This window comes from Streptomyces sp. YIM S03343 (assembly GCF_054729195.1).
Map to the genome: position 1 here is coordinate 155,073 of NZ_JBPUKX010000003.1, position 14,240 is coordinate 169,312.

The 14,240-nt window shown below is 72.0% G+C and carries 2 protein-coding genes; one reads left to right on the forward strand and one right to left on the reverse strand.

Features of this window, described 5'->3' with window-relative positions; genetic code table 11:
• Nucleotides 1–53: 53 nt before the first annotated feature.
• Nucleotides 54–12,818, reverse strand: a complete 12,765-nt coding sequence (locus tag ACSYGN_RS40930; RefSeq protein WP_460405988.1) for a type I polyketide synthase — start codon at nucleotides 12,816–12,818, stop codon at nucleotides 54–56.
• A 559-nt stretch (nucleotides 12,819–13,377) separates the two neighbouring features.
• On the opposite strand from ACSYGN_RS40930, the gene ACSYGN_RS40935 reads away from it, so the two are divergent.
• Nucleotides 13,378–13,899, forward strand: coding sequence for a hypothetical protein (locus ACSYGN_RS40935; protein ID WP_460405990.1), 522 nt, complete (start codon nucleotides 13,378–13,380; stop codon nucleotides 13,897–13,899).
• The last annotated feature ends 341 nt before the right edge of the window (nucleotides 13,900–14,240 follow it).

Consider the following 14,240-nt stretch of genomic DNA (forward strand, 5'->3'; position numbering starts at 1 on the left):
TGCCATGGCGAAAGTCAGCCCTTCGAGAATCGGGAGCCGTGACGGGGTTCCGCTCAGGAGATCCCGAGTTCCCTGTCGATCAGGTCGAACATGTCCTCGTCGGAGGCGGTGAGCAGTTCCTCGTCGACCGCCGTCCCTGGCTCTGGGTCTGTGTCCGGATTCAGGTCCTCCGGGTGCAGGTCCTTCGGATGTAGGTCCTCCGGGTGCAGGTCGACCGGGACCGAGCCCGGTCCGGGACAGCGGTCAGGCGCCGTCCAGGTGTCCAGCAGGGTGCGCAGTGCCTCGGTGAGCGCGTGACGTGCCGCGGGGTCGGTCGACTGCCGGTAGGCAGCCTCGAGTTGGTCGAGGCCGGGGGCGGGGGCGGGTACCGATACAGGGCCGACCTCGATGGTTGCGGCCGGCAGGAGTTCCGCTGCCAGGTGGTCGGCGAGAGCGTTCGGCGTGGGGTGGTCGAAGACGATCGTCGCCGACAGCCGGGTACCGACGGCCTTGCTGAGCCGGTTGCGCAGTTCCACCGCGGTCAGAGAGTCGAAGCCCATGTCACGGAAGGCCCGGCCCGCCTTGACGGTGTCGCCCGGACCATGGCCCAGGACCGCGCCGACATGGGTGCGGATCAGCTCGACGAACTTCCGGAGACGCCGGGCCTCGGGCAGGGCGGCGAGTTCGGCCAGCAGGCTGGCAGCGCCCGAACCGGCCCCGTCCTCCGGTATGTCGGAGCGCTGCTCGGCCTCGCGCGCCACGAGGAGTTCGCGCACCTCGGGCACCTCGTCCAGAAGCGGACGGTGCCCGGCGGCGCAGTAGGCGGGCAGGAAGCGGTCCCAGCGGATGTCGGCGACGACCAACGTGCCGGTACGAACGGCCCCGGGAAGCGCGCAGACCGCGAGTTCGGGGTCCATGGCCGGGACACCGCGGCGCAGCAACTGCTCACCGACCGAGTCATCGACCATGCCGCCGCCCGCCCAGGCACCCCACGCAATGGAGGTGCCGGGCAGCCCGCGGGCGCGGCGCTGTTCGGCGAGCGCGTCGAGGTGGGCGTTGGCGGCGGCGTACGGGGCCTGTCCGCCGTTGCCCCAGACGCCGGCGCCGGAGGAGAACAGGACGAACGCGTCCAACGGCCGGTCGGCGAGGAGTTCGTCGAGGTGCCGGGCGCCACGCACCTTGGCGCGCATCACGGCGAGGACGTCGTCGGGCGTCAGTTCGCCGAGCGGCCGGGCGTCCTCGACCGCGCCCGCCGTATGGACGACGGCGGTCAGGGCGGTGCCGGGGATGTCGTCGAGCAGGGCGGCGAGCTGGGCCCGGTCGGCGACATCGCAGGCGGTGAGGGTCACCAGGCAGCCCGACTCCGTCAGCTCGTCGCGCAGTTCGACAGCGCCGGGAGCCTCCGGGCCGCGCCTGCTGGTGAGGACCAGGTGTTCGGCACCGTTGCGGGCGAGCCAGCGGGCGACATGCGCGCCCAAGGCGCCGGTACCACCGGTGACGAGTACGGTGCCGTGGGGCTGCCATGCCTCGGCTTCGGCGGGGGAAGCGGAGGCGGCCGTGTCGGCGTCTGAGGATGTACGGATCATGCGGCGCACGCTGATACCCGCGGTCCGTACCGCGAACTCGGTCTCCCGGCCGCCGTCCGGCCCGTCCGGGATGGCGAGCAGCGCCGGAAGGTGGTCCACGGCGGTTCCGAGTCCGCCGGTCGGCAGGTCGACGAGGCCGCCGAAGCGGTCGGGTGCGTCGAGCCCGATCACCCGGGCCAGCCCCCAGACGGCGGCCTGCGCCGGGTCGGGAGCCGCGTCACCCTCACCGATGGACACCGCACCCCGGGTCAGGCACCACAGCCGACCGGACATCCCTGCGTCCTCCAGCGCCTGGGCCAGCACCATCGTGCCGAGCAGACCGCGGGAGGCGATACCGGGACCATGGTCACCCGGCTCGGTGTCCAGGGCCAGCAGGGACAGGATGCCTACCGCCGGTACGTGGTCGGGGAGGGCTCCGCGGAGCCGGTCGGCGAGTTCGGCGCGGTCTTCGGACTCGGGCAAGGTCAGCTCTACGGTGCGTGCGCCCGCGGTGCGCAGAGCATCGGCGGTGGCGGTCAGGAGGCCGTCGTCGTCCTTATGTCCCTCGGGGACGACGACGAGCCAGGTGCCGTCCAAGTCGGTGGCAGAAGGGGTCTGTTCGGGCTGCGCGCGCCATGCGACCCGGTAGTGCCAGCCATCGAGCGTGGAGCGGTCCCGTCGGGCTCGGTGCCAGGAGGACAGGGCCGGTACGACGGCTTCGAGCGACCCGGTGTCCGGGAGACCGAGAGTTTCGGCGAGGGCGGATACGTCACCGCCGTCGACGGTCGTCCAGAACTCCTCGTCGTGCAGGTCAGCGGCGGTGGTGGCGGTCGCCGTGGGCTTCGGGGCAGCCAGCCAGTAGCGGTGGCGTTGGAAGGGGTAGGTGGGGAGGTCGGTGTGGTGGGGGTGGGTGCCTTCGAAGACGGGGGTCCAGTCGACGGCGATGCCGTGGGTCCAGGCTTCGCCTAGGGAGGCGTAGAGGCGGGTGAGGCCGCCCTGGCCGCGGCGGAGGGTGCCGGTGACCAGGGCCTCGGCGCCGGTCGACTCCACGGTCTCGGCTACCGGGACCGTGAGCACCGGGTGCGGGCTCATCTCGAGGAACGCACTGTGAGGGGCGGCCAATTGACGTACTGCGGGCTCCAGTTGAACCGTCTGGCGGAGGTTCGTGTACCAGTACGCGGCGTCTGTGGCCGCCGACTCCAGCCACTCACCGGTGACCGTCGACAGGAACGGCACCGTCGGCTCCAGCGCCATGATCGGCGCCAGAACCTCCAGCAACTCCTCCCGGATCAGCTCGACATGGGCGGAGTGGGAGGCGTAGTCCACCTCGATACGGCGGGCGCGGATGTCACTCGTATCGGCGTACGCAACCAGCTCGTCCAGCGCGTCCGCATCACCGGAGACCACCACAGACGTAGGCCCGTTGACGGCAGCGACAGAGACCCGGCCGTCCCAGCGGGAGATCAGCTCCTCGACCCCGTCCCGGGTCAGCACAACGGACACCATCCCGCCCCGCCCGGCAAGCGCAATGATCGCCCGGCTCCGCAGCGCCACGACACGCGCGGCGTCCTGGAGCGACAGAGCCCCGGCCACCACAGCCGCCGCAATCTCACCCTGCGAGTGACCGATCACCGCCGAAGGCCGCACGCCGTACGACTCCCACACGGCCGCGAGCGACACCATCACCGCCCACAGCACCGGCTGCACCACATCCACCCGGTCGAAGTCCCGCCCCTCACGGACCACTTCCACCAGCGACCAATCCACGAAGGGGCTCAGCGCGGCGGCGCACTCCCCGAACCGGGCAGCAAACACCGGCGAGGAGTCGAGCAGTTCGACCGCCATCCCCACCCACTGCGCTCCCTGGCCCGGGAACACGAACACCGCCGACCCCACTCGCCCCGCGGTCCCGGAGGCGACGACCTCCGAACCGACAACCACAGCCCGATGCTCGAACAACGCCCGCTCACTCAGCAGCGACCACGCCACATCCACAGCACGCGCCCTGGACTCCCCCACATAAGAGACCACCCGCTCCACCTGAGCATTGAGCGAAGCCTCCGAACGCGCCGAGACCAGCAGCGGAACGACCACGTCCGCACTCGTATCCTCAAGCCGCTCAACTGCCTCCGGGACCTCCTCGATGATCACGTGGGCATTGGTCCCGCTGATCCCGAACGACGACACCCCCGCCCGCCGCAGACGCCCCGCCTCCCCCACCCACTCCCGAGCCCGCCCCAACACCTCGACACCGCCCACGGACCAGTCGACGTAGGGCGACACCTCGTCGGCGTGCAGCGACCTCGGCAGGACGCCGTACCGCATGGCCTGCACCATCTTGATGACCCCGGCCATACCCGAAGCAGCCTGGGAGTGACCAATGTTGGATTTCACAGAGCCGAGCCACAGAGGCTGGTCGGTCCCCGGCCGTTCCTGCCCGTAGGTCGCCAGCAGTGCTTCGGCCTCGATCGGGTCACCCAGCTTGGTACCGGTGCCGTGCGCCTCGACGACATCGACGTCGGCGGCCGACAACCCGGCGTCCGCCAGCGCGGCCCGGATCACCCGCTGCTGCGACAGGCCGTTCGGAGCCGTCAGACCGTTGCTCGCGCCGTCCTGGTTGACCGCCGAGCCACGCACCACCGCCAGTACCTGGTGACCGTTGCGCTCGGCGTCCGACAGCCGCTCCAGCAGCAATACGCCCACACCCTCCGCGAGCGAGAAGCCGTCGGCGTCGGCGGAGAAGGGCTTGCAGCGGCCGTCCGCCGCCAGGGCCCGCTGCCTGCTGAAGGCGACGAACTGGCTGGGCCCGGACATCACCGTGGCCGCACCCGCGAGGGCGAGGTCGCACTCGCCGGTACGCAGGGCCCGTACCGCCATGTGCAGGGCGACCAGCGACGACGAGCACGCCGTGTCCATGGTCACCGCCGGACCCTCAAGACCCAGGGTGTAGGCGATCCGCCCGGAGGCCACGCTCGACGCGGCGCCGGTGGCGAGGTAGGCCTCGCCCTCCTCGGTGGCGCGCAGGTGGGCGGCGTACTCCTGCTCGGTGAGGCCGACATAGACGCCGGTGCTGGTGCCGCGCAGGGACTTCGGGTCGAGCCCAGCTCGCTCCAGGGCCTCCCAGGTGGTCTCCAGGAGCAGCCGCTGCTGGGGGTCCATGGCGGTGGCCTCGCGCGGGGAGATACCGAAGAAGGAGGCGTCGAACTCGGCGGCGTCGTAGAGGAATCCGCTTTCGCGGACGTAGCTGGTGCCGGAGCGGTCCGGGTCGGGGTCGTAGAGCGCGTCGAGGTCCCAGCCGCGGTCGGCCGGCATGGCGCCGATGACGTCCGCCTCGTCCCGCACCACCCGCCACAGATCCTCGGGCGAGCGCACCCCGCCGGGGTAGCGGCAGCCCATCGAGACGATCGCGATCGGTTCATCGTCGGACACGGAGGGGACCGGCGCGGTGACGGTCGCGGTCGCGGTCGCGGTCGTGGTCGTGGTCGTGGTCGCGGCCTGCTGTTCGGAGCCGAAGGCCCGTTCCGCCAGGAATCCGGCCAGCGCGGCGATGCTGGGGTGGTCGAAGACGACGGTGGTCGGGAGCTTCAGGCCGGTGCTGCGGCCGAGACGGTTGCGCAGTTCGACGGCGGTGAGGGAGTCGAGGCCGAGATCCTTGAAGGCGAGCCCGGTGTCGACGGCGGTCGCGTTGTCGTGGCCGAGGACATCGGCGACCTGGGCGGCGACCAGCTCCACGAGGGCGGCCGTGCGGCCTGCCGGGTCGAGCCGGGCGAGGTCGCGCAGCAGGTCGGGGGTGGTTTCGGAGGCAGTTTCGGTTTCCGTCCCGGTGCCGTTGTCGGGCTGTGCCTCGGGGAGTTCGGCGAGCAGGGGGCTGTGCCGGACGGAGGTGAAGACGCCCGCGAAGCGCCGCCAGTCGACGTCGGCGATCGCGATGAGCGTCTCGTCGTGGTCGAGGGCCTGCTGAAGGCCGGTGACAGCGGTGTCCGGGTCGATGACCGGCACGCCGCGGCGGCGCAGGACGTCCTGAATCTCCTCGGCGATCATCCCGCCGCCCGCCCAGGGCCCCCAGGCCACGGACAGGACGGGCACCCCGGCGGCGCGGCGCTGTGCGGCCCTCGCGTCGAGGACGGCGTTGGCGGCGGCGTAGGCGCCGTGGTCGGCGACGCCCCAGGTGCCGGATATGGAGGAGAAGTAGACGACGGCGTCGAGGCCGGCCGGGTCGAGCAGGGCGTCGAGGTGGTCGGCGCCCTTCACCTTGCCGGAGAGGGTGGCGGTGAGGTCGGCGGCAGTGGTGTCGGCGAGGGAGCCGAGGGCGCTGACACCGGCAGCGTGCACGACCGCGCGGACCGGCGCCACGCCCTTACGTTCCAGTTGCTCCAGCAGCGCGGTCACGGAGTCCCGGTCGGCCATGTCGCAGGTGACGACGGTGACCGGGATGCCCTGCTCTTCTATCTCCTGGCGCAGTTCGGCCGTACCGGGTGCGTCGGCGCCCCGGCGTCCGGTGAGCACGAGGTGTTCGGCGCCATTGCCGACCAGCCAGCGTGCCATCCGGGCGCCGAGGGCGCCGGTACCGCCCGTGACCAGCACGGTCCCGCGCGGAGTCCAGGAGCGGGGCGGCGTGGCGCCGCCGAGCGGAGCACGGACCAGACGACGGCCGAGCAACTCGCCGCCGCGCAGGGCGATCTGGTCCTCACCGCCGTCACCCGCCAGCAGACCGATGAGCAGGTCCGGCACGGAGTCGTCGGCAACGACCTCGGGAAGATCGACCAGCCCGCCCCAGCGCTTGGGGTGCTCCAGCGCGGCAACCCGGCCGAGCCCCCAGACCCCCGCCTGAACGGGAGCGGCAGGCGCCGGCTCATCGCCCACGGCCACCGCGCCACGGGTGACACACCACAGCGGGGCCTCGGCACCGGCGTCGCCGAGGGCTTGAAGCAGCGCGAGGCTCAGCGCCAAACCCCATGGTACGGAGGGGTGTTCGGGGTGCGGGTGCTCGTCGAGGCCGGTGAAGGAGAGCACTCCGCCGAGGTCGCCCGCCGAGGCGATCCGGGTGCGCAGCCGCTCGCGTTCGGCACCGTCCGCCGCCGTGTCGACCGTCAACACACTGACGCCGTCGGCCCGTTCGGTGACGGCGGCCAGGACGGCCAGGACTTGGGGGTCGTCGCGGAACGCTTCGGGTACGACGACCAGCCAGGCACCGTTCAGTCGTTCGCCGCCGGTGAGCGCCGGGACGGTGGCAAGGGGACGCCAAGTGACGCGGTAGCGCCAGGTGTCGAGGGTGGAGCGGTCGCGGCGGGTGCGGTGCCAGGAGGAGAGGGCCGGTACGACGGTTTCCAGGGCCTCGGTGTCGGGGGTGAGGCCGATGGTGCGGGCGAACTCCTCAAGGTCGCCTTCCTCCACCGTCTTCCAGAACGCCTGGTCTAGCGGGTCGGCGGCAGCGGTGGCGGTGGGCTTGGGTGCGTCGAGCCAGTAGCGGTGGGGCTGGAAGGGGTAGGTGGGGAGGTCGGTGTGGTGGGGATGGGTGCCTTCGAAGACGGGGGTCCAGTCGACGGCGATGCCGTGCGCCCATGCCTCGCCGAGGGAGGCGTAGAGGCGGGTGAGGCCGCCCTGGCCGCGGCGGAGGGTGCCGGTGACCAGGGCCTCGGCGCCGGTCGACTCCACGGTCTCGGCTACCGGGACCGTGAGCACCGGGTGCGGGCTCATCTCCAGGAACGCACCGTGGGTGGCGGCCAGCTTCCTTACGGCGGGCTCAAGTTGGACCGTCTGGCGAAGGTTGGTGTACCAGTACGCGGCGTCCGTGGCCGCCGACTCCAGCCACTCACCGGTAACGGTGGAGAGGAAGGGGACGTCCGGCTCAAGCGCCGTGATCGGGGCAAGAATGTCCAGCAACTCGTCGCGGATCAGCTCGACATGGGCGGAGTGGGAGGCGTAGTCCACCTCGATACGGCGGGCGCGGATGTCACTCGTATCGGCATACGCGACCAGCTCATCCAGCGCGTCCGCGTCACCGGAGACCACCACAGACGTAGGCCCGTTGACCGCAGCAACCGAGACCCGGCCGCCCCAGCGGGAGATCAGCTCCTCGACCCCGCCCCGGGCCAGCGCGACAGACACCATCCCGCCCCGCCCGGCAAGAGCGATGATCGCCCGACTCCGCAACGCTACGACACGCGCCGCGTCCTGCAAGGACAACGCCCCGGCCACCACAGCCGCCGCGATCTCGCCCTGCGAGTGGCCAACGACCGCCGAAGGCCGCACGCCGTACGACTCCCACACCGCAGCCAGCGACACCATCACCGCCCACAACACCGGCTGCACCACATCCACCCGATCGAAGTCCCGCCCCTCACGAACCACATCCACCAGATCGAAGTCCACGAACGGCGCCAGAGCCGCCCCACACTCCCCGAACCGGGCCGCAAAGACCGGCGAGGAGTCGAGCAGTTCGACCGCCATCCCCACCCACTGCGACCCCTGCCCCGGGAACACGAACACCGCCGACCCCACACGCCCTGCAGCCCCCGTCGCCACCCCGGAGGCCACAACCTCCGAACCGACAACCACAGCCCGATGTTCGAACAACGCCCGCTCACTCAGCAGCGACCACGCCACATCCACAGCACGCGCCCTGGACTCCCCCACATAAGAGACCACCCGCTCCACCTGAGCGTTGAGCGAAGCCTCCGAACGCGCCGAGACCAGCAGCGGAACGACCACGTCCGCACTCGTATCCTCAAGCCGCTCAACTGCCTCCGGGACCTCCTCGATGATCACGTGGGCATTGGTCCCGCTGATCCCGAACGACGACACCCCCGCCCGCCGCAGACGCCCCGCCTCCCCCACCCACTCCCGAGCCCGCCCCAACACCTCGACACCGCCCACGGACCAGTCGACGTAGGAAGTAGGGCTCTCCCCGTGCAACGACCTCGGCAGCAGCCCCTCCCGCATCGCCTGGACCATCTTGATCACTCCAGCGACACCGGCGGCGGCCTGGCTGTGGCCGATGTTGGCCTTCAGCGAGCCGAGCCACAGCGGCCGTTCCGCCTCACGCCCCTGCCCGTAAGTGGCCAGCAGGGCCTGCGCCTCGATCGGGTCACCGAGCTTGGTCCCGGTGCCGTGTGCCTCCACCGCATCCACATCCGCCGCCGACAGACCCGCGTCGGCCAGCGCCGCCCGGATCACCCGCTGCTGCGACAGCCCGTTGGGAGCCGTCAGGCCGTTGCTGGCACCGTCCTGGTTGACGGCGGAACCGCGGATGACGGCCAGCACCTGATGCCCGTTGCGCCGCGCGTCCGACAGCCGCTCCAGCAGCAGTACGCCGACGCCCTCGCCCCACCCGGTTCCGTCCGCACTCTCCGCGAACGGCTTGCAGCGGCCGTCCGCCGCGAGCCCGCGCTGCCTGCTGAACTCCACGAACATGCCGGGACCGCTCATCACGGTGGCGCCGCCCGCGAAGGCGAGCGAGCATTCGCCGGACCGGAGCGACCGTACCGCCATGTGCATCGCAACCAGCGACGACGAGCACGCCGTGTCCACGGTCACCGCAGGGCCCTCAAGGCCCAGGGTGTAGGCGATCCGGCCGGACGCCACGCTCGACGAGACCCCGGTGAGGAGGTGGCCCTCCACCGCCTCGGCCGCTTCGTACAGGCGCGGGCCGTACTCGGGGGCGGTCGCACCGACGAACACACCGGTGGCGCTGCCCTGGAGACTGTCCGGCGTGATACCGGCCCGCTCCATGGCCTCCCAGCTGGTCTCCAGCAGAAGCCGCTGCTGGGGGTCCATCGCCAGGGCCTCACGCGGGGAGATGCCGAAGAACGAGGCGTCGAACTCGGCGGCACCGCTCAGAAAGCCGCCCTCACAGACGTAGCTCGTACCGGAGCGGTCCGGGTCGGGGTCGTAGAGCGTGTCGAGGTCCCAGCCGCGGTCGGCCGGCATGGCGCCGATGACATCCGCCTCGTCCCGCACCACCCGCCACAGATCCTCCGGGGAGCGCACCCCGCCCGGGAAGCGGCAGCCCATCGAGACGATCGCGATCGTCTCGTCGGCCACGCCTCGGCCGCTCACCTGGACGGCGGTGTCGACGCCGCCGCCCCCCTCGCGGACTGCGTCGAGGTGGCGGGCCAGGCGGGCGGGGGTCGGGTACTCGTAGACGACGGTGGCGGGCAGCCGCAGTCCGGTGGCCCGGTTGAGGCGCTCACACAGTTCCACGGCGGTGACGGAGTCGAGGCCGAGTTCCTTGAAGGTCCGGCCGGGGTCCACGGCGTCCGCGTCGGCATGCCCGAGGACGACGGCCGTGCCCTCCCTCACCAGGTGAAGGCTGTCGCCGACGAACGCAGCCGTCGGTGACGCGGGCAGTTCGAAGGCCGAAGGAGCACCGGGTGAGGAAGCCGGTGTTGCCGGGGCGGCCGTCCCCTCCACCCAGTCCCGGGTCCCCTCCACCCAGTACCGGCGCCGCTGGAAGGCGTATGTCGGCAGCCCGACCCTCCGCGGCTCCCGCTCCCCGCCGCCGCTGAACGCCGGGGTCCAGTCGACGTCGGCGCCGCTCGCCCACAGCTCTCCGAGAGAGGTGTAGAAGCGGGCGAGTCCGCCCTCGCCGCGCCGCAAGGTGCCGGTGACGACGGCGAGTTCGGCGTCGGAGCCGTTCGCCGCCGCCAGAGTCTCCTTCACCGGCACCGTCAGCACGGGATGCGGGCTGACCTCGACGAACGTCGTGCGCCCGGCGTCGGCCAGGGCACGCAGGGCGGGCTCCAGGAGCACGGTCTGGCGCAGATTGGCGTACCAGTAGGCGGCGTCCGTGGTGGCGCCGTCGAGCCGGTCGCCGGTGACCGTGGAGAAGAAGGGGATCTCGGGTGTGCGCGGGACGATCGGGGCGAGCAGGCGCAGCACCTCGTCGCGGACCGCCTCGACATGCACGGAGTGGGAGGCGTAGTCGACGTCGATACGGCGCACCCGGACGTCCCGGCGTTCGGCCTCGGCGGCGAGCGCGTCGAGGGCACCGGGGTCACCTGAAACCACCACGGAACCGGGGCCGTTGACGGCGGCGACGGAGATACGGCCGTCCCAGGTGGCGATGAGGTCGCGGGCCGCCGGTTCGGGCAATGTCACGGACATCATGCCGCCGAGGCCCTTGAGCGCGACGAGCGCCCGGCTGCGCAGGGCGACGGCGAGGGCGCCGTCGGCCAGGCTGAGCGCGCCCGCGACGACGGCGGCGGCGATCTCGCCCTGGGAGTGTCCGACGACCGCGGCGGGCCGCACCCCGTACGACTCCCACAGCGCGGCGAGCGACACCATCACCGCCCACAGGACGGGCTGGACGACCTCGACGTCGGAGCGGTCCAAGGAGGGTGCGCCGGGGGCGCCGCGCAGGACGGCGGTGAGCGACCAGTCGACGTGCGGGGCGAGTGCGGCCTCGCACTCGGCGATCCGCTCGGCGAACACCGGTGCGGTGTCGAGCAGTTCGACCGCCATACCGAGCCACTGACTACCCTGGCCGGGGAAGACGAACACCGGCCGGCCGGCGGTGCCGGGTGCGGCGGCGGGGCCGGCCGGGACGGCGAGCGCGAGCTGCCGGAGGATGTCATCGGCGTGGGTGCTGGTGCCTACGGCCCGGTACGGGAGCGGGGTGCGGGCGGTCAGCAGGGACCAGCCGACGTCCCGGGGGTCGGCGTCGGCGGCCGGATGCGCGGCGAGCTTCTCGGCCTGGGCGCGCAGGGCTTCGGGGCTGCGGGCGGACAACAGCCAGGGCACGACGGGCAGTTCACCGTCGGAGACGGGATCATCCTCCAAAAGCACTCGCACGGGGGCCTGTTCGAGCACCAGGTGGGCGTTGGTGCCGCCCATCCCGAAGGCCGACACCCCCGCCCGCAGCGGCCGTCCGACCTCCCCCGGGGTCCACTCGGCAGTCTCGAGCTGGACGCGCAGTCCGAGCCCGGTCAGGTCGATGGCCGGGTTGGGGACGGTGTGGTTGAGGCTCGGCACGAGCTGCCCGTTGGCCAGGCAGAGGATCACCTTGAGCAGCCCGGCGACACCGGCCGCGCCCTCCAGATGGCCGATGTTGGTCTTCACGGAGCCGACGGCCAACGGGGCGGTGCGGGCGGAGTCGGTGCCGAGGGCGGCGCCGAGTGCGGCGGCCTCGACGGGGTCGCCGACACGGGTGCCGGTGCCGTGGAGCTCGACGTAGTCGACGCTGCCGGGGGCGACTCCGGCGCGGGCGCAGGCGGCGCGCAGTACGGCTTCCTGGGCGGCGGCATCCGGGGTGGTGAGGGTGGCGCCGGTGCCGTCGTTGTTGACGGCGCCGCCGCGGATGACGGCGTACACATGGTCGCCGTCGCGCAGGGCGAGGGAGAGGGGCTTGAGGACGACGAGACCGGCGCCCTCACCTCGTACGAAACCGTTGGCGCGGGCGTCGAAGGTGTGGCACCGGCCGTCCGGGCTGAGCCCGCCGAACTCGGCGAGGGCCAGTGTGCTTTCGGGCACGAGGTTGAGGTGGACGCCACCGGCGAGGGCGAGTTCGCATTCCCCGGCGCGCAGGCTGTCACAGGCCAGCTGGACAGCGACGAGCGCGGAGGACTGGGCGGTGTCGACGCTCAGGCTGGGTCCGCCGACACCGAGGGCGTAGGAGAGACGGCCCGCAATGAGGCCGCGGCTGAGGCCGGTGGTGGTGTGGTGGCCGACGCCCGCGCTGCCCTGCCGGTGCACGAGAGCGGCGTAGTCGGCGGCGTCGGCACCGATGAACACGCCGGTGGCGTGCGGCAGCTGGGCCTGCGGGAGGGCTGCGTGCTCCAGGGCCTCCCAGCCGAGTTCGAGGATCAGCCGGGCCTGCGGGTCCATAGCCTGAGCCTCGCGGGGCGAGATCCCGAAGAAGCCGGCGTCGAAGTCGCCGGGGGCATCGAGGAACCCGCCGCGGTACGGCACGGAGGTACTGCGTCCGATGACAGCACCCTCGCCCGGCTCCCCCGTCCCGTCCGCCGGACGGCGGTCAGCCGGGGCGTCGGTAATGGCACTGCGTCCCTCGGAGAGCAGACGCCAGTACGCATCCGGCCCATCCGCACCGGGCAGCCGACAGGCGAGGCCGACGACAGCGACGGGCTCAGCGACGGCGGCGTTGTACCCACCGGCGGCCTCGGCAGTGGTCGCACCCTCGCCCACAGCCCCCGCCCCTGCCCCTGCCCCTGCCCCTGCCCCGCCCACGGGCTCGGTCGCGCGCGCGTCCGCGCCCACAGTCTCGTGGGCAGGCGCGGGGATCCGGGCGGCGGCGTCCGCGGGTACCGGCTCGTTCATGGATGGCACTCCAAACACCAGGGCGACGGGGTCGGGGCAGCCTTCACGGTGGCACGACGTCCGGCGCGTTCAGCGCTCCTGCCAGGTGCTCTAGGGGAACTTCTAGGGCCTGCCCACGGGCACCCACGGCGCAGGTGGGTCTCCCCTCTCACCGCTCTGCAGGATGCCGAAGAGACGGCATCACGCCCCGTCAGGGCGTGCGGCCCGACCGGGTCGGCCATCGCTCGGACTCATTGCCGCACCGGGTGGGGCGAGGTCATGATGGCTGCATGTGTCACACCGGGTTACCCGATCCCGACGCCGCGTGTCGGGGATCTTGCCTGCCGTGCTCTTCCAGGCACCGCTGGCAAACGGATCCGCCGCTGCATGCCCGCTGACGCCACGGTGATCAGGCAGGCCCTCGGCGCCTATTCGATACTTCAGCGGCTCCCAAGGCAGCGGTACGGAGAGCTGCCCCCTGTCTGTATGTGCCGTCCGCGCAGTGGGAAGTTGGAGGGCCTGCGCCAGTCGGGGCGATTCTCAGTCGCAGGCTTTCCACTCGCTGTAGAGAGGATCGACCATGACCTCGGACCACAACATGCTGTGGGGTCGTTGCGCGCTCCTGGGCCGTGTGCTGCTGCCGCTGGTGGATCAGGAGCCGTGGCGTCAGATTCGTCGCCGCGAGCACCTGCAGGCCTGGGGCGTCGACACGGCGGTGGGTGAGCGGCTGATTGAGGTCGTCGCGGCCCTGGCCGCTCATGCTGTCGCGGTGGACGCTTCCCTGTCCGCCGCAGAGCTCGATGATCTTCCCTTCAGAGCCGTGGCCGAAGCGGCGATCGGCAAGCAGGACTTCGAACTGCTTGCCGGACTACCGGGCACCTTCGCCGACGACCGCGACGAATTGGCCGTGAAGGTCTTCCGCCTGTACGCCTACCGGGGCGGACAGTACAGCCTCCAGTTGACTCGGCTGAGCACGGAAGTGCGCCATGCACTGGTCGTCCTCACCGAACGCTCGCCAGCGCCGTCCCTCACCTGCGGGGACATCTTCCGCCGGGCCGCAGAGACCGGCTTGCCGCGTGCTGATGGGCATCAGGCAAGCTGAGGCCGCACTCCCGCCACTGTGGTGGTCCTGGCGGCCGTCAGTTTCGGTCACACTCCCGGCCCGGGGGTGCACTTCACCGGCGCGGCCGGCGACGCCGTCCTGTCCGCCCCCTCCTCCTACCTCGCGGACCTGCTGCGTGAGCGGAGGCACCGCCGGGCCTTGCAGCACACCCTCGCCCACGCCCGGCTGCGGCACACACCTCCGCCATCAACGTGCTCAGCCGCGTCCGTCCGGCCTCCCGGATCGACCTGGCCGGGGCCTGGTGGCAGACGGCCGCCGAACTACGGGGCCCGGGCCGGGACTGGATTCCCCAGGCCCAGCGCCCGCTCGCCTGGACGCCG

Coding starts and splice junctions, on each gene's coding strand:
- ACSYGN_RS40930 (WP_460405988.1), bottom strand. CDS start 12,818: ATGAACGAGCCGGTACCCGCGGACGCCGCCGCCCGGATCCCCGCGCCT.
- ACSYGN_RS40935 (WP_460405990.1), top strand. CDS start 13,378: ATGACCTCGGACCACAACATGCTGTGGGGTCGTTGCGCGCTCCTGGGC.